The organism is Saccharibacillus sacchari (assembly GCF_037722395.1).
GTDB lineage: Bacteria > Bacillota > Bacilli > Paenibacillales > Paenibacillaceae > Saccharibacillus > Saccharibacillus sacchari_A.
In genome coordinates this window covers 78,550-94,219 of the sequence record NZ_JBBKAR010000046.1, presented here as the reverse complement: position 1 = coordinate 94,219, position 15,670 = coordinate 78,550, and the positions used below count along the sequence as shown (strand labels likewise).

Genomic DNA, 15,670 nt, shown 5'->3' with positions numbered 1-15,670 from the left:
ATGACTCGCCGGGGGCAAGGGGGTACAATCATCCTAGAAGAACCGGACGGCGAAGCCAAAGCTGCTCCGGCCAAAAGGAGGCGTTTCCCCATGAATCAACCTTTGACGTTAGGCGATACGTTCAAGCAAGCCGAATATCGGACAGCCGGTAACGGGCCGCGCGACGTGAACGTGCTGCTTGAAGCGCTGCAAGGCGTAAGCGGCGATACGCCTAGCGATATGTACGGACGCGGCGAGACGATCGAAAAATTCGAACGCAAGCTGGCGGACATGCTGGGCAAAGAATCGGCTGTTTTTTTTCCGAGCGGTACGATGGCCCAACAGATCGCGCTGCGCATCTGGAGCGATCGCAAAGGCAGTCAAAGCGTCGCTTACCATCCGCTCTGCCATTTGGAGATTCACGAGCAGGACGGCTTGAAGGAGCTGCATCATCTGGAACCGATTTTGCTGGCGGACGAGGATCGGTTGATCGCGCTGGACGATGTGAAAAAGCTGCCGGAAAACGTCGCTTGCTTGCTGCTGGAGCTGCCTCAGCGCGAAATCGGCGGCGAATTGCCGGATTACGCAGAGATCGAAAAGATTTCGGCTTACTGTCGGGAAAAAGGCATCGCGCTGCATCTCGACGGAGCCAGACTGTTCGAGATTTTGCCTTACTATGGGAAAACGGCGGAGCAGGTCAGCGCGTTATTCGATAGCGTGTATGTGTCGTTTTACAAAGGAATCGGCGGAATCGCGGGTGCGATGCTGCTCGGCGACGCCGACCTGGCCCAGCAATCGAAAGTGTGGAAAAGACGGCACGGCGGCGATCTGATCAGCTTATATCCGTACATTCTGAGTTCAGAGTATTATCTCGATCTTCGCTTGCCGAAGATGGCGCAGTATTACGAGGAGGCAAAAGAACTGGCGGCGTTGTACAACGAGCAGCCGAACATTCGCACAAGGCCGGAAGTACCGGTGTCGAATATGTTCCATTTGCACTTGAGCGGTCTGTCTGCCGAAGCGGCCGCGCCGATTATCGCAAGCGTGCAAGCACAGACAGGCGTTGCATTGGTTGCTTACCTAAAAGAAATCGGCGACACTGCCTGTGCGACAGAGATTGCGATCGGCGATCTATACGAGTCGGTGCCAAAGGAAAAGCTGCGTGAGGCGATCCGGCTGTTGGGCCGACGGCTTTCAGACGCACAAGGATAGAGGGTAGGATTCGGACAAGCCAAGCATCGGAAACGGACAAAAGAAAGCCATCGCGGACAGGTTAATCACCTGCTTGCGATGGCTTTTGCATGATCTTAACCTTTACCACTCGAATTGTAGCTGTTGATCATAGAGAGGAAGCTGAGCCTTTTTTCTCCTTCATCCCCTGTTTCCAGCATCAGATCCGCGATAACCCGGAAGTCTTCCGGCGTGATCTCGAACTGCCCGAAGCGAAAAGCCTGACCCCAGCTGCGGCGGCCTTTGGTGAAGGATAATCGTTCAAGCAAACCCGCGATGCGCACCGGCTTTGCAGGCAGATAGTGCATGTCTCGCCGATACGGAATAAAGGTGTCGCTCATCTTGTAGCGGTACACCCGATCGTCGGCAACCTGTCCGATCGCCGTAAAAGCTTGCAGCGGCGCGCCGCTATTCATGTCCGTGCGCGGCGAATAATAGATCAGCCAATCGCCGGGCTTCATCCGGTTCAACGATTGGGCTTTGCCGTGACAGGTCTGCGCGATGCCTTGTTCGATAGCGTGATCGACATGGGAAGCGGAGACGACGCCGACCCAATAGCGAAGTCCGGGAAGCACGAGATCGGCCGAAGGCGAGATCGGGGAACTTGTATTTGTCATGGAGAATCCTCCTGTAGATGCGAGATGTTTGCCTCCATAGTATAGAGAAGTGCTACTGACAACTTAGTGTCAGTAGTCAGTTTGCCGAGAAAGTTACGTTGATGCGAGAAGCAAGAAGACTGCGAGAGAAATTCGTTCAATCCGCTGTCTCACTTGGAAAACTAGAATGAAATTTGAGTGGTTGTTTTCCAAGTTCAAAGGCGTCTTTCACTGAATTTCTCTCTCCGTCTTCTCGCTTCCAGTTACGTTTGATTTTCTCGACACATTGCCAACTAACACCTTATTGTCAGTAGTTTTTTTACATCAAAAGTCGGAACTCTTCCCGGTAAATCCGCTCCACGTTTTCCAATACGCGCTTTGCCTGATCGGCGAATTTCAACTGCACGATACCCTGCTTATCAATTAACACGCCTGCTTCGCTGTTATATTGCCCGAATGCCGCATCATGCAGACGTCCCGCTCCTTGGCTTGGCGGCGCGAAGAAGAATCGCATCAAGTAATTGACGGGGAAGGGTAGGCCGGATTTTTTGCCTTTACGAATCGTATTGTTTGGCCCGGGATCGGCGCTGCGCAGCAGAATGCCGTCTTTGGCTTCGCCCGGAGCCAGTGCTTGCGTCCAGAGGGACATCGCGAGTTTGGTGTCGGCATAAGCTCCGGTTAATTGCTTGAAACGCTCGGGACGCGCAAGGTTGTCGGCGTTGAACGTTTTTGTATAGTTGAACGCGTTCGAAGAAGTGCCGATAACGGTCTTGAGCGAACCGCGCAGCAGCAACTCCTTCAGCTCGCGGTAAAGGATATAGGGCACGACCGTTTGCAGCTCGTAATGCATTTCGCGCCCTTGCGGAGAAAAGCGCAGCTCAGGCAGGCTTCCGCCCGCGTTGTTGAACAGAACGCCGATCGACGTTTCGGTCGCCTGAATCTTTTGAAGTGCGGCAGCCAGTTGCGTGAAATCGGTCAATTCCGCGGTGTAAACCCGAAGCCGGCCTTCGCGAATCGCACCAGCCGTAATCTCATCTTCCGTAGAAAAAGCAGAGCGAATCAATGCCGCGACATGCCAGCCTTCCGTCAAAAGACGGCGTGTTAATTCCAAGCCGATGCCGTTATTGGCACCTGTAATCAAAGCCGTGCGTGCAGCCGGATAGGTAACGGATAAAGTGTTCATGGGCAAGCCTCCAATGTGTGAATAGCGAGAGTATCTCGCGGATTGGAGACAGTGTATAACTTGGAGCCGGCTCCAAGTCAAACCCTAAATTCGAAGTTCTTGACTTGGAGTTGACTCCAAGCAGTATACTTTATTCAAACAATGCGAGCGATAAGCCATAAGCGAAGGAGCGATCACCGTGGCAAAGCAAGAACTTGAATACATGAAAATGACGCCTAGAGCCGATACGGCCAATGTCGAAACCATGGGATATACGATCAAGCAAACATCGGAGTTGACCGGGCTTCCGGAAGATACCATTCGGTATTACGAAAAGATCGGCCTGCTGCCGAGAGCGAAGCGGCGCGCCAACAGTCATCGAATCTATGCGCCGGAAGACGTGCAGACCATGAAACTGATCGTGTGTTTGAAAAAAACGGGCATGTCGCTCGACGAGATGAAGCCGTACCTCGACATGTCCCGTCAAGGCGATCTGGCCGCGACGCCGGAAGCCTTCGAGCGCATCCGAGAGTACCGCGCGAACGTGCTGGAGCAGATCTCCTCGCTGCAAACGGTCGTCGATTTTATCGATCTCAAGCTCGCGCAAGGCACGCTGATGAACAAACAGGACTGCGACGCCGATCCGCAGGAAGGACCGGGGCTTCCCGCGAAGCGGGATCGTCGGTTTCGGTAAGCTTCTGTACGATCCTGATGCTGGATGCAATAGATGCAGTAGTTTGCAGCAGCCAAAAGACCGGACAGAGAATTTCTCTGCCCGGTCTTATTTTCATTCATTTAGGCCGTTACATTTACTTCACTTCAATGATCAAAGCCGCCTCGAAATATTCTCCCGGCTCCAATCCTACCGCCAGTTCTTTATCTTTCAGCTCGCCGTCGAATTTGTCCGCGTCCGCCAAGCCGTGCCAAGGCTCGATGCAGATAAACGGCGCGTTTTTCGGCTGCCACACGCCCAGGTACGGGAAGTTCTCGTAAGCCACGCTAACGCTGTGCGCGCTTTTTTCGTTTTTCAACGTCACGCGGTCCGACTTCACGTCACGGAAGATCATGGCGCCTTCCTCGAATTGCGCGCGCGTCAGCGGCAGCACGGTTCCTTTTTCCAACACGATCTCGGACTTGTCCGGAATCTGGATATTGCCACCCGTCACGAAAAAGCGCTCCAGCGTTTCTTCCTGATCGAACTCCAGCACGTAATCCTCGAACGCCCCGTCGCCGCCGATCGGACAGTTGAACGCGGGATGCGTGCCAAGCTGGAAGTAGATCGTTTTATCGTCGTTATTGTCTACCCTATACTGGATACGCAGGTTCGAACCGTCCAACGTATACGTGAGCGTGAGCGCGAATTTGTACGGGTACATCGCCAGCGTCTGCTCGTCCGCGGACAGATGGAACACGGCGCGCGTTTCTTCTGCTTCAACCAGACGGAACTCGCGGTTGCGCGCGAAGCCGTGGTTTTTCAGCGTATATTCTCCGCCTTCCGTCCGCATCACGCCGTCATACACCGATCCGACGATCGGGAAAAGCACGGGCGAGCGTCCTGTCCAAAACTCCGCGTCGCCGCTCCACATATATTCGCGTCCCGTGTCTTTGCGTTTGAAGCTGATCAATTCAGCGCCGAGCGGCCGGATCTCGACCGTGGCGGACTCGCTGTTCAAAATGGCATTCATGGGCTTTTTCCCTCCGGTAAATGGATTGTGGAACGATTTCTGTGTTTAGTGTAGCAAAAAAGCGTTCGCCGAAGAAAGGTTCCCGCAGGCGAGACGGTATCGAATTAGCTATAATGAAGAAAAAGGGAGGCGATGGCATGAGCAACGACATCGAGCAAGGCCAAGTATCGGCGGAAATCCGCTACGTACCCAATGAAGAAGGGCCGACCCTCGGGTTGTCCGCTTCGTCCGGCGCGAAGGTGATCGAGCAGGACGGTTTGTTTTTCAAAGACCATAACCGAAGCGGAGTGCTGGAGCCTTACAAAGACTGGCGGCTGTCCGCCGAAGAACGTGCCCAAGACCTCGCTTCCCGCATGACGCCGGAGCAGATCGCGGGACTCATGCTGTACAGCCGCCACCAGTCGATCCCGGCAGGCAGTACCCATTGGATGTCTTCTACATATAACGGCAAGTCCTACGAAGACAGCGGCGCGAAGCCGTGGGATCTGACCGACGAACAGCGGGACTTTTTGGAAAAAGACCATCTGCGCCATATCCTGGTGACCACGGTGGAGAGTCCGGGAGTCGCCGCGCGCTGGAACAATCTCGTGCAGGCGTACGCGGAATCGGTCGGCTTGGGCATACCGGCGAACAATAGCTCGGACCCGCGCCACGGTTCGGATTCCAGCTCGGAGTTCAATGCGGGTTCCGGCGGGAAAATCTCGATGTGGCCGGAAACGCTGGGCCTCGCCGCGACTTTCGATCCGCAGCTTGTGCGCCGTTTCGGCGAGATCGCGGCCAAAGAATACCGGGCGCTCGGCCTGACCACGGCGCTGTCGCCGCAGGTGGATATCGCCACCGATCCGCGCTGGTTCCGGTTCAACGGCACGTTCGGCGAAGATCCGCATTTGTCGACCGATCTCGGCCGCGCTTACATCGACGGGTTCCAGACTTCGGACGGCGAAGACGAGATCGCGAACGGCTGGGGCCGTACCAGCGTCAATGCGATGGTCAAGCATTGGCCGGGCGGCGGCTCGGGCGAAAGCGGACGCGACGCGCATTATGCCAGCGGCAAATACGCGGTGTATCCGGGCGGACGGTTCGACGAGCATCTGAAGCCGTTTACGGAAGGCGCGTTCAAGCTGCACGGCGCGACCGGGCAGGCTTCGGCGGTCATGCCGTACTACACCGTGTCGTGGGAGCAGGATACCGCAAACGGCGAGAATGTCGGCAACGCCTACAGCAAATATCTCATCACCGATCTGCTGCGCGAAAAGTACGGTTACGACGGCGTAGTCTGCACGGATTGGCTGATTACGGCGGACGAAAACGGGGAAAAAGATTCGTTTTTGAGCGGCAAGCCGTGGGGCGTTGAGCACTTGAGCGTCGCGGAACGTCATTACAAACTGCTGTTGGCGGGCGTGGATCAGTTCGGCGGCAACAACGAAGCGGGTCCGGTACTGGAAGCGTACGAGATGGGCGTAAAAGAGCACGGCGAGAAGTGGATGCGTGCGCGTTTCGAGCGTTCGGCGACTCGGCTGCTGGTCAATATGTTCCGGCTGGGGTTGTTCGAGAATCCTTACGTGCAGCCGGAAGAGAGCGAACAAACCGTGGGGCAACCGGATTATATGCGGGAAGGGTACGAAGCGCAGTTGAAGTCGGTCGTCCTGCTGAAAAACAAAGGCGGCGTGCTTCCGTTAGGCGTCCGGGCTCCGTTTGAGCACTCCCGAGACGAAAACTCTGCGGCTGAGCCTTCCGTGAGCGAACCGTCTGCTGTCGAACAGTCTTCTATGGCTCAACCGTCTTCCTTTTCGCGAAAAAAAGTCTTTGTCCCGCGCCGTTATATCGCTCCGGGCCGCGACTGGTTCGGCAATCCGACACCGGAAAAAACGGTCGATCCGCTGAATCGGAACGTCGCCGCGAAATATTTCGACGTGACGGACGATCCGGCAGCAGCCGATTTCGCTCTGGTCTGTATCGAAAACCCGGATTCGGGCATGGGCTACAGCCGCGAAGACGCGGAGGCAGGAGGCAACGGCTATGTGCCGATCAGCTTGCAGTATCGCCCTTATACGGCAGGGATCGGACGCGAGGTCAGCCTGGCGGGCGACCCTCGTTCCAGCGACGTGCTCAACCGTTCGTATCTGGGCAAATCGGTACGTACGCGCAACGAGTCGGATCTGGATCTGGTGCTCGATACCCGTGCGCAAATGGGCGAAAAGCCGGTGATCGTATCCATGCTGCTGTCCAACCCGGCGATCGTGTCGGAGTTCGAGCAGGCGGCAGATGCCATACTGGTCAACTTCGGTTTGCAGGATCAGGCACTGCTGCAGATTTTGTGCGGCGAAGCCGAACCGTCCGGCCTGCTCCCGATGCAGATGCCGGCGGACATGGACACCGTGGAACGGCAAGCGGAAGACGTGCCGCGCGATATGGTCTGCCACGTCGATACGGAAGGGAATACGTACGACTTCGCGTATGGGTTGAACTTCGGCGGCCTGATCGACGACGAGCGGGTACGGAAGTATCGGTGAGATGCGTGTCTAGCTTGAGCGTCTGGTTAAATAGGGGGAAACAGGGGCGCAACCGCAGGACATGAGAGCTAGAGGCGCAAAACAAGCTACTAGGTCCGCACGTTGCCGAAAAAGCAAGCTAGGATACGTTTGGCCCGGTCAGTCTAGGCTACATTGACAGATAAGCAGCCTAGACTACCTTTTGCCGAACTCATTGCCGGATTTTATTCCTCTACGTTGCCAAATCGTCAATCTAATAGAGCGCAATAGCACGTATTCTCTCTGTAGATTGCTTAAAAAGCAGCGTAGCCTCTCCAAGCACTCCAATCCAAATGCAGCAATGCAAATGCAGCAATCCGAAAGGAGCGATCCTATGAGCCGCGAAAAATTGACCTTTGCCATGGGCTGCTTTTGGGGACCGCAAGATCGCTTTTCCCGTATTCCCGGCGTAACGCGCACGGAAGTCGGTTATTCGGGCGGCGAAGCCGAAAGCCCGACCCACCGCCAGTTGAACGGCCATTCGGAAGTCGTCGAGATCGAATTCGATCCGGATCAAGTCACGCTGGAAGAATTGCTGGAACGGTTCTGGAGCAGTCATAACCCGTCGACGATCGAAGGCTACAAGCCCGAAGATTCCCGCTACCGTTCTCTTTTGTTTTACCGGAACGAGCAGCAGCGAGCGGTCATGGAACGCGTGCAGCGAAAAATGACCGAACAAGGACTCTCCAGCCAGGCAACAGACCTGCAAGCCGTTCAACCGTTCTATCCTGCGGAAGAAAAGCATCAATATTACGAAGAAAAACAGCGGAAAAAGAAATTCGGTTTCGGACGCCTTTGAACTCGTGAAGCGGCAAGCTTTATCGGCGGGACAGCGTCTATAGCGAATTTCTTTGTCCGCCCGCGACCGTAACGAATAGGACTTTCCCGCCATCTGCGTTACAATCGGAGCATAAGGAGAGGAGGGTATCCGCATGAACCATTTTGACAAAGGCCTCGACTGCTATCGCCGAAAAGATTTCCCGAACGCCGATTTTCATTTCAAAAAAGCGTTGATCGAACAAGGCTTGCAGGCGGAAACCCTGGATTACCTGGCCCGCTGCCGCTTGATGCTGGGCGACTCCCGGGGAGCGTCGGAGCTGCTTGACCAGGCTATGAAAATGAAGCCGACCTGGGAAAAGCCGTACGAAGGCAAAGCCCGGCTGTATGCCGACAGAGGCGAATACGAGCAAGCCGAAGCGTTGGCGCGCCGCTCGCTGATGCTGAACGCCGAACACGCGGACGGCTGGGCGATCCTGGGCTATGTGTGCGAACGCACGGTAAGGCTCAAAGAAGCCAAATCCTGCTATCTGCGTGCGCTCGAACTTAACCCAAAGCTGGAAGAAGCGCATATTCATCTCGCCGTCGTCTACTACCAGACATGGGAGCCGTATTCGAAATGCCTGGGGCAATTGGATCGGGTGCTCGAACTCAATCCCCGCTCGACGGAAGCATTGTTCAATAAAGGCTTGATCTACAAAGATCTGCGCCGTTACGGCGCGAGCAAAACGGCGTTCGAGAAGCTGCTGGCGATCGATCCGCAAGACCGGGAAGCGAATCTGGAACTGGCGGAGCTGTATAAAAGGGACCGCCAATACAGCAAAGCGGAACAATGCTTGAGCCGCGCCCGGACGCGCAACTCCAACTCGTACGACGGACGAGGCGGCGGCTTGAATTGACGGCAAGCGCGGAAAGGAGCACATAATGAACGAACGCGAAAATAAGGAAGCGCCGAAGCCGATGTCGCCTGATCCGGCTGCGCCCGAGCCGCAGCTTCGGTTGGAAGCGGAACAGGCGAAGGGCTTAGCGGCCGAAGCCGATCCGGCCGCCCTCGGAATAGAGACGCGGCGGATCGAATACGGAAGCGACGAGTATCGGCTATCGCTTGCGCTGCGCGACGGCGTGCTGCGCAAGCCGCTCGGCCGCAGCATCGCGGACGACGATCTGTCCGGCGACGCCGAAGCGCTGCTGCTCGCGGCTTTCGCCGGAGAGCGCCTGGTCGGCACGCTGATGCTGCGAACCAAAAGCGGCAACTTGCTTCAAATGAAGCAGGTCGCCGTGGACGAATCGCTGCGCGGCATAAATATCGGCCGAAAATTGGTCGTATACGCGGAGGCGGAAGCGGCACGCCAAGGTTGCTTCGAGATGATGCTGCACGCCCGCGAAGTCGCGGTTGCCTTTTACGAAAAGCTGGGATATGCGCGCGACAGCGAAGTCTTCGAAGAAATGGGTATTCCGCATTACGTGATGCGCAAAAAGTTGTTATAGAAATGTAGTCTCGCCTTTTCGACGGATCATGTCAATAACGACTCAAGTCAAAAACCGCAGCCTTCCCGACGGAAGGCTGCGGTTCTTTTGCGTTACAATCGGTTACTCCAAATACCCTTTCACCAAACCCGTTTTCAACGGTTTCGGCTGCTCGCAGTTCGATTTCAACTCCACGTAGCTGCCACTGTCCGAACTTTCGTGGAACGCGTGCATGATCTCTAGCACGTGATTGGTCAACTCGCCGTTTGCGCGCGGAGTGCCGCCGTTCAGCACGCAGTTCGCCATATCGGACACGCCGATGCCCCGGCTGTTTTCGGCATATTGGTGGACGACGGGAATTTCTTTGAACTCCGTCGCGCCGGCGGGGCGCAGAGAGATCGGGCCGCCGAAGTTGTTCGGGTCCGGCACAAGCAACGTCCCTTGCGTGCCGTAGATTTCGATCGGCGGCAGCGTGCTGCTCCAGACGTCGAAGCTCGTAATCATCGTCGCGACCGCGCCGCTTCGGAACCGCAGCGTACCCGCGATATGCGTCGGCACTTCCACGTCGATCTTCTCGCCGAACTGCGGCTGGCTGGTAATCGTGCGTTGCTCGAACGATTTGGCGGTCATGCCGGCTACCGTCTGCGCGGGACCGAGCAGCGAAACGAGCGCCGTCAGGTAATACGGTCCCATATCGAACATCGGGCCGCCGCCCGCCTGATAATAGAAGGAAGGATTCGGATGCCAGCTTTCGTGACCGTGACCGAGCATGAACGCCGTCGCCGCGACAGGTTGGCCGATATAACCGTCGTCGATCAGCTTGCGGCACGTTTGCAGTCCCGCGCCGAGAAACGTATCCGGCGCGCCGCCGAGCAGCAATCCTTTTTCCCGCGCCAATTCGACCAGCTCGTGCCCCTGTTCCGGGAGCAGCGACAGCGGTTTTTCCACATAGACGTGTTTGCCGTGTTCCAGCGCCAGTTTGCAAAACTTGAAATGGTCGCCGGGCGTCGTCAGGTTCACGATGATTTCGACGTCCGGGCTGTTCAATACTTGCTCGGCCGTCCATTGGTTGGGAACGCCGTGCTTTTCCGCCGCCGCTTGCATCCGTTCTTCGCTGATATCCGACACCGCGAACACTTCCGTATTGGCGAACGTGCGCGTCAGATTTTCCAGATAGATGCCGCTGATATTGCCGCAGCCGATAATGCCGATCTTCACTTTCCGCATTCCGATTTCCGCCTCTCTGATCTGATTTCGCCTGCAAAAAAGGTTTATTTCGCCGCCCACAGCATCCCGCGCCGCATCAGTTCTTGCGCTTCGGGTATATCGAAAATGTTCGCCTGATGGCCGAGCGAGTTGTAGAACACTTTGCCCGCGCCCCAGCGCTTGGTGTACACGACGGGCATCACGATCTCGCCGTTGGCGGAATGCGGGCCTTCGCTGATCCGGAACGTCGTCGTAGCGAGCACGTCCACGACGGGATCGACGTGCAGGTAATACTGCTCCGACTTCACCGTAAAGTCCGGGATGCCTTCGATCAGAGGGCTGGACGAAGGACGCTTCATGCGCACTTCGTACTCCACGCCGTCGTTGAACGGGTGCGCTACCCATTGCGATCCGGTCAAAAATTGCCATTCGACGCTGTTACGGAACGAATCGCACATCCCGCCGTGGCAGCCTGCCATGCCGACGCCGGATTCGACCGCTTTGAGCACGGGCTGGAGCTGTTCGTTGCTGATCTCGCCCATCGTCCATACCGGCACGATCAGATCCAGCTTCAGCAAACGTTCTTCGTCCAAAAAAGCGTCCAGCGTATACGAAATCTCCGCCTCGAAACCTTCTCGGCGCAGAATATCAGCGAAAATATCGGCGACTTCTTTCGGCTGATGGCCGTCCCACCCACCGCTTACGATCAAAGCTTGCTTACTCATTTCATCAGACTCCCATCCTGTAGGTTGAATAGAATACGCGCTTGACGTTTACCCCCACATTGTACGGGAAAGCGTTCTCTTTTTCGCGTCATTTTTGTTGTGGAAGTGGACGATTTTTGCTAAAGTCTAGCCATATCGAACAGCGATAGGAGCGAGGCTCATGCGTGCTTTTCACGAAAATCGGATTTACGGCAGCGGACTGCCCGTACAGATCTCCCGCGTGCGCAACATGAACTTTTTGGCGCATTGGCATCACGATCTGGAATTCGTTTACGTGCGGGAAGGCTGTATTCAGATCGGGATCAATTCGGAAACGAGACTGTTGACGCAAGGCGAGTTCGCTTTTTGCGGCAGCGGGGATATTCATTACTACGATAGCGGGAAAACGGAGTCCGAAGTGCTGATGATTATTTTCAATCCGCGCCTGATCGGCAGCCCGGCGGGGTGGCCGGAGGAGGGAGGCGTGCTGTCTTCGTTTATTCCGTATGCCCGGCAAGCCGACGCGTCTGCGTTCGAGCGGCAGGCGCTGCAAGATCTGGCGTCGGTCATGGAGCGGATCAGGGAAGAAGGAGAACGGAGGGCCGAGCAATCGGATACGGTGATCACCGGATTGCTGCATATGCTGTGCGGCTTGACGCTGCGTTACGTGCCGGCAGGCGCGGCGGAACCGAAACGCAGCGCGCGTTCGGCCGCCCATCTCAAAACCATGCAGGAGCTGCTGGAGTATCTGGAACGTCATTGCGAACTGCCGCTGACGCTGCAAGACGGAGCGGACCGGGCGCGGATGAGCGTGTTCCATTTTTCCCGCTTTTTCAAAAACGTGACCGGCATGAATTACAATACCTACATTAACGAGCTGCGGATCGCCCGCGCGGAACGGCTGATCGCCGAAAGCCAACATAAGCTGATCGACATTGCGCTGGAATGCGGCTTCGGCAATGTGCGCACGTTCAATCGGGTGTTCCGGCAGCTTCGGGGATGTGCGCCGTCGCAGATGAGGGGGAAGCGATGAGAGAGGAAACGTAGGGGGCTGCGGGAGAAATTCGTTCAATGCGCTGTCTCACCCGGAAATGGATTGGAATTTTCAGTAGAAGATTTCCGGGTTCAAAGGCGTCTTTCACTGAATTTCTCCCTCCGCTTCCTTTGTTTCATTCGCTTCGCTTGGAATAGGGGGTAGAAGAGAAAAGAGAAAAGAGATTAAAAATCGGCGTCTTTTCGGGGGCGGCGATTTTTTTGGCATAAAATTCGGATTTTTAAAATCGTTTTGGGCGGTTGGATCGTCTGTAGTGTGAGTCTGGGGCGGAAGAGGGCTAAAAGAAAAGAAAACGAGCAGGATAAAATGAGAAAAAAAAGAATTTGAGGAAAAATCAAAAAAATGCGAACCGTTCGGGAAAGTTAACCGTCCCTTTTACAGAATGTGCGGAAAGAGCGCGTCAACAAAGCCCGATCGGCGCCGCGCATCATACACACTTTCAGGAGGTAGCGACGATGAAGTCTCGATTCAAACCGGCCGTTTTCGGCATGGCGATGGTGGTAGGGTTGACCGGCTTGGGAGCGGGAAGCGCTTTGGCGGCTCCGTCGACGAGCGAGTTGGATTGGAAATACGACGTACCGTACGGATACGATCTGGGTAGTTCGTTCGCGGAAGGCATTTTTGCGGGAGATAACTTGTATGTGTACAACAGAGGAACCAGCGACAATGTCGTGATTCAGGCGTTCGACCAGGATCAAGGCGACAAAGAGAACTGGGGCTACGACTTTAAAGGCACGGCCAAAGGGCTGACAAGCGGCGATAGCATCACGTACGACCAAGAAGGCAATTCTTACTTTTTACGCAAAAAGGCGGGCGACAAACAGTACAAGCTGGAAGCGGTGGACGCGAACGGCAAGCTGAAATGGTCGAATCCCGTGCCCGGCGAAGGCGGCAAGTCGATCGTTCCGGATTCCGTGATCGCCAAAAGCGTCGTGGGCGAAAGCGGCAAACAGTTGCATGTGCTCGGTAACGGCGATATTGTGGTCAGCCATCAGACATTCCCCAAAACCGGAGAAGTCTATCAAACGTTCTATACGTTCGGCAAAGACGGCAAAGTAAAAAGCACGAAAAAAATAAAAGGGTCCGAGTTCGGGAGCAAAGGCGGAGCGTTAGTCTTCCTGCCGGATGACAAGCTGATCAATACCGCGTCGAAATTCCAATTGTTCAAAAGCCTCAATGATCTGAAAAAGCCGATCGTGGAATATACGCTGCCGAAATGGACTTCGATCGACTTGGGCTTCGCCAATTCGGATTCTATCCATTCCATCTTTTCGTTCGGCGGCGGCGAAACATTGATCGGATTCCGCGTGGACGATTACAGCCAAACCAGTCAAAAGCCGGGCGGCTCCGACGAGATCGATATCAGCAACCTCAAAACGTCGAAATCGCTGATCCTGTTCGATGCCAAAGGCCAAAAGACATGGGAACGCAACTTGGCGAAAAACGCGGTCGTTCTGCCGACGGCAAACGGATTCGTGCTGCAAACCGGCAACAAACTTGAACTGTATGGCAAAGACAACAAGCTGAAAACAAGCAAAACGCTCGAAGGCAGCGCGCTCAAACTGTCGCAAGCCGAAAACACGGACGAGATCGTGGTGACGGACGCAAAAGCGGGAACGTTCCTGTCGCTGAATCCCAAAGACCTGAGCGTCAAATACGAACTGGATCTGAGCGAAACCGCAGCGGTGAAATCGACCTATGCGTTCCTGTATGAAGGCGCCGGCGAGCTGTACGTGCACGCGGTGGATGATAACGTGAACAAAACGGTTTCGCATTATAGCTTGAAATAACTTTATATTCGGCCCGATCTTGAGTCGGAGCTGAAAATATGGATTCGACTGTACTTTTCAATCTTTTTGAGACTGATGAAATTTAAAATATCTGTTTACGGATAAAATCAGAGGAGGAATATCATTATGAAAAAGACATTCAGACCCGCAGTATTGAGCATGGCCGTCGCGTTGGGCATTACCGGGGTAAGCGCCGGAGGAGCCTACGCGGCACCGTCGGCAAATCCGTCGACAAGTCAGTTGGATTGGTCGTATAAAGTACCGGACCAGTTGGATCTCGCCAGCACTTTCCGATTCGGCACGTTCGCCGGAGACAATCTGTATCTTCAGGCCGTCGACGGACACAACTCGCAAATCGTGCAGGCGTTCGACCAGGAGAACGGCGGCAAAGACAACTGGACGTACGACTTCCAGGGCGACGCGAAGCAACTGACCAGCGGAGGTTACGCGATTCAGGACAAAAACGGCAATTCCTATTACGTGCGGAAAAAAGACGGAGAACAAACCTACAAGCTGGAAGCGGTCGACGCGAACGGCAAATTGAAATGGAACAAAGACGTGGGCAGCAAAGCGATCGAAAGATTGCAGGTGCTCCATAACGGCGACATCGTGGTCAGCGGCAGCGTCGCGCCTACCAAAACGGTCAATAGCCATCAGGTCTTCTACGTATTCGGAGCGGACGGCAAAGTGAAAAATACCCAAAAAATCGACGGATCGGAAATCAATAACTCAGGCGCTTACATCAAACTGCTTCCGAACGGTCAAGTGTTGGCGATCTCTCCGAAGCTGCAACTGTTCAAAAGCTTGAATGATCTCAAAAAACCGATTCTCGAATACGAACTGCCGGAATGGAATTCGATCGACTTCGATGTCCGTGGCGGTAACTTTGGAGAAGCCGTCTACTCGCTGAGCGGAGGCAATACTTTGGTCGTGCTGCGCGAAGAAGACTACAGCGCCGTACCGTTCAAAGAAGGCGCGCAAGAAATCGACCTGAGCATCGTGAAGCAAAGCAAGTCGGTTGTGCTGTTCGATGCCAACGGCAAAAAGAAATGGGAACGCGAGCTTTGGCAAGACGCCGCCATCGTGCCGACCGCAGACGGATTCGTTTTGCAAAAAGACAATAAAATCGAACTGTACGGCCAAGACAATAAGCTGAAAACCAGCAAAACGGTCGAAGGCGACGACGTATGGTTGGCCAAAGCCAAAACGACGGACGAAATCGTGCTGACCAGCAAAGAAGCGGGCACGTTCCAAGCTTTGGACCCGAAAGACCTGAGCGTGAAGTACGAGATCGACATGAAAGAAACCGCCGGAGAAAAAGCCGACTATTCGTTCCTGTACGAAGGCGACGGCGAACTGTACGTGCATACGATGGACTGGAACGTCAACAAGTCGATCTCCCATTACAGCTTGAAATAATCGCTTATCCGGTTCGACTGTAAAAATAATCCGTTTGACCGTTCTTTTAAATCTTTTTAAAGGTTTAAAA

The 15,670-nt window shown here is 54.9% G+C and carries 14 protein-coding genes; 9 read left to right on the top strand and 5 right to left on the bottom strand.

Features of this window, described 5'->3' with window-relative positions; genetic code table 11:
* Positions 1-90 precede the first annotated feature (90 nt).
* Positions 91-1,191, top strand: coding sequence for a threonine aldolase family protein (locus WKI47_RS18395; protein WP_340228634.1), 1,101 nt, complete (start codon positions 91-93; stop codon positions 1,189-1,191).
* Positions 1,192-1,286: 95 nt separating this feature from the next.
* Here WKI47_RS18395 and WKI47_RS18390 read toward each other — a convergent pair whose 3' ends face one another.
* Both WKI47_RS18390 and WKI47_RS18385 read right to left on the bottom strand, forming a co-directional pair.
* Positions 1,287-1,826 carry an EVE domain-containing protein gene (locus WKI47_RS18390; RefSeq protein ID WP_340228633.1) on the bottom strand — a complete coding sequence of 180 codons (540 nt, stop codon included), beginning with the start codon at positions 1,824-1,826 and terminating at the stop codon, positions 1,287-1,289.
* Positions 1,827-2,124: 298 nt separating this feature from the next.
* Positions 2,125-2,988 carry an SDR family NAD(P)-dependent oxidoreductase gene (locus tag WKI47_RS18385; RefSeq protein ID WP_340228632.1) on the bottom strand — a complete coding sequence of 288 codons (864 nt, stop codon included), beginning with the start codon at positions 2,986-2,988 and terminating at the stop codon, positions 2,125-2,127.
* A 178-nt stretch (positions 2,989-3,166) separates the two neighbouring features.
* Between WKI47_RS18385 and WKI47_RS18380 the strand changes: the two genes are divergently transcribed.
* Positions 3,167-3,661, top strand: a complete 495-nt coding sequence (locus WKI47_RS18380) for a MerR family transcriptional regulator (RefSeq protein ID WP_340228631.1) — start codon at positions 3,167-3,169, stop codon at positions 3,659-3,661.
* Between the two features lie 115 nt (positions 3,662-3,776).
* Here the strand turns inward: WKI47_RS18380 and WKI47_RS18375 are convergent, their stop codons facing one another.
* Positions 3,777-4,652: an aldose 1-epimerase family protein gene (locus WKI47_RS18375; RefSeq protein ID WP_340228630.1), complete on the bottom strand. Its 876-nt coding sequence runs from the start codon at positions 4,650-4,652 to the stop codon at positions 3,777-3,779.
* A gap of 137 nt (positions 4,653-4,789) precedes the next feature.
* On the opposite strand from WKI47_RS18375, the gene WKI47_RS18370 reads away from it, so the two are divergent.
* The 4 genes from WKI47_RS18370 (at position 4,790) to WKI47_RS18355 (ending at position 9,448) form a co-directional block, all read left to right on the top strand.
* Positions 4,790-7,165, top strand: a complete 2,376-nt coding sequence (locus WKI47_RS18370; RefSeq protein ID WP_340228629.1) for a glycoside hydrolase family 3 protein — start codon at positions 4,790-4,792, stop codon at positions 7,163-7,165.
* Between the two features lie 352 nt (positions 7,166-7,517).
* Entirely contained in the window at positions 7,518-7,982 is a 465-nt protein-coding gene (gene msrA, locus WKI47_RS18365) for a peptide-methionine (S)-S-oxide reductase MsrA (protein ID WP_340228628.1), read from the top strand.
* Between the two features lie 133 nt (positions 7,983-8,115).
* Positions 8,116-8,859: a tetratricopeptide repeat protein gene (locus WKI47_RS18360; RefSeq protein WP_340228627.1), complete on the top strand. Its 744-nt coding sequence runs from the start codon at positions 8,116-8,118 to the stop codon at positions 8,857-8,859.
* Positions 8,860-8,884: 25 nt separating this feature from the next.
* Positions 8,885-9,448: a GNAT family N-acetyltransferase gene (locus WKI47_RS18355; protein ID WP_340228626.1), complete on the top strand. Its 564-nt coding sequence runs from the start codon at positions 8,885-8,887 to the stop codon at positions 9,446-9,448.
* Between the two features lie 102 nt (positions 9,449-9,550).
* On the opposite strand, the gene WKI47_RS18350 is transcribed toward WKI47_RS18355, so the two are convergent.
* Positions 9,551-10,654: a Gfo/Idh/MocA family oxidoreductase gene (locus WKI47_RS18350; protein WP_340228625.1), complete on the bottom strand. Its 1,104-nt coding sequence runs from the start codon at positions 10,652-10,654 to the stop codon at positions 9,551-9,553.
* A gap of 44 nt (positions 10,655-10,698) precedes the next feature.
* On the bottom strand, positions 10,699-11,358 hold the full coding sequence (locus WKI47_RS18345) for a ThuA domain-containing protein (RefSeq protein WP_340228624.1): 660 nt from the start codon (positions 11,356-11,358) through the stop codon (positions 10,699-10,701).
* Positions 11,359-11,518: 160 nt separating this feature from the next.
* Here WKI47_RS18345 and WKI47_RS18340 point away from each other — a divergent pair, with 160 nt between their 5' ends.
* From WKI47_RS18340 to WKI47_RS18330, 3 genes are all read left to right on the top strand, one after another.
* Positions 11,519-12,370 (top strand): AraC family transcriptional regulator, encoded by an 852-nt coding sequence (locus WKI47_RS18340; RefSeq protein ID WP_340228623.1) that lies wholly within the window; start codon positions 11,519-11,521, stop codon positions 12,368-12,370.
* A 476-nt stretch (positions 12,371-12,846) separates the two neighbouring features.
* Complete coding sequence (locus WKI47_RS18335) at positions 12,847-14,181, top strand: hypothetical protein (protein WP_340228622.1); 1,335 nt, start codon at positions 12,847-12,849, stop codon at positions 14,179-14,181.
* A 126-nt stretch (positions 14,182-14,307) separates the two neighbouring features.
* Positions 14,308-15,600 carry a hypothetical protein gene (locus WKI47_RS18330; RefSeq protein ID WP_340228621.1) on the top strand — a complete coding sequence of 431 codons (1,293 nt, stop codon included), beginning with the start codon at positions 14,308-14,310 and terminating at the stop codon, positions 15,598-15,600.
* Positions 15,601-15,670: the final 70 nt, after the last annotated feature.

Coding starts and splice junctions, on each gene's coding strand:
- WKI47_RS18395 (WP_340228634.1), top strand. CDS start 91: ATGAATCAACCTTTGACGTTAGGCGATACGTTCAAGCAAGCCGAATAT.
- WKI47_RS18390 (WP_340228633.1), bottom strand. CDS start 1,826: ATGACAAATACAAGTTCCCCGATCTCGCCTTCGGCCGATCTCGTGCTT.
- WKI47_RS18385 (WP_340228632.1), bottom strand. CDS start 2,988: ATGAACACTTTATCCGTTACCTATCCGGCTGCACGCACGGCTTTGATT.
- WKI47_RS18375 (WP_340228630.1), bottom strand. CDS start 4,652: ATGAATGCCATTTTGAACAGCGAGTCCGCCACGGTCGAGATCCGGCCG.
- WKI47_RS18370 (WP_340228629.1), top strand. CDS start 4,790: ATGAGCAACGACATCGAGCAAGGCCAAGTATCGGCGGAAATCCGCTAC.
- msrA (WP_340228628.1), top strand. CDS start 7,518: ATGAGCCGCGAAAAATTGACCTTTGCCATGGGCTGCTTTTGGGGACCG.
- WKI47_RS18360 (WP_340228627.1), top strand. CDS start 8,116: ATGAACCATTTTGACAAAGGCCTCGACTGCTATCGCCGAAAAGATTTC.
- WKI47_RS18355 (WP_340228626.1), top strand. CDS start 8,885: ATGAACGAACGCGAAAATAAGGAAGCGCCGAAGCCGATGTCGCCTGAT.
- WKI47_RS18350 (WP_340228625.1), bottom strand. CDS start 10,654: ATGCGGAAAGTGAAGATCGGCATTATCGGCTGCGGCAATATCAGCGGC.
- WKI47_RS18345 (WP_340228624.1), bottom strand. CDS start 11,358: ATGAGTAAGCAAGCTTTGATCGTAAGCGGTGGGTGGGACGGCCATCAG.
- WKI47_RS18340 (WP_340228623.1), top strand. CDS start 11,519: ATGCGTGCTTTTCACGAAAATCGGATTTACGGCAGCGGACTGCCCGTA.
- WKI47_RS18335 (WP_340228622.1), top strand. CDS start 12,847: ATGAAGTCTCGATTCAAACCGGCCGTTTTCGGCATGGCGATGGTGGTA.
- WKI47_RS18330 (WP_340228621.1), top strand. CDS start 14,308: ATGAAAAAGACATTCAGACCCGCAGTATTGAGCATGGCCGTCGCGTTG.